The organism is Photorhabdus cinerea, from assembly GCF_011189575.1.
Lineage (GTDB): Bacteria > Pseudomonadota > Gammaproteobacteria > Enterobacterales > Enterobacteriaceae > Photorhabdus > Photorhabdus cinerea.
Genome location: NZ_PUJW01000154.1, coordinates 1 through 357, shown reverse-complemented (window position 1 = coordinate 357; position 357 = coordinate 1). Strand labels below are relative to the sequence as shown.

The 357-nt window shown below is 36.1% G+C and carries 1 protein-coding gene; it reads left to right on the top strand.

Going from position 1 to position 357, the window contains the following annotated elements:
• Positions 1 to 61 precede the first annotated feature (61 nt).
• Positions 62 to 357, top strand: a 296-nt coding sequence (locus C5469_RS23135; protein WP_166311058.1) for a hypothetical protein, incomplete at its 3' end; no start/stop codon positions are given.

Below are 357 nucleotides of genomic sequence, written 5' to 3'. Positions count from 1 at the left end.
ATCTTCGTATATTAAATAATATAATAAAACTAATGTACTACCCCTAACCAAAGGCTCTTAAATGAGAGAATATAAATTTTTTCACGCAGATAGAGGCGGTCATCTCAACGAGGGTGCGATTATCACTAACAACGAATGCCTATCACTCTTTGGTCAAGAATATGCTCACTATTTTAACGTACAAGATCCATTCAATAATCTGAAAGAACCTCAACTGAGGGAGTTTATCGCTGAATATGTAAGACAAAATGTGCCTGATTTTGCAAAAAGACTAAGCAGACTCAGCTCATTTTTTGCTGCTCTTAGCATTGATGATGCACTTTTATTTGCAAAAGAAATCATCCCGCGTCCTGATCA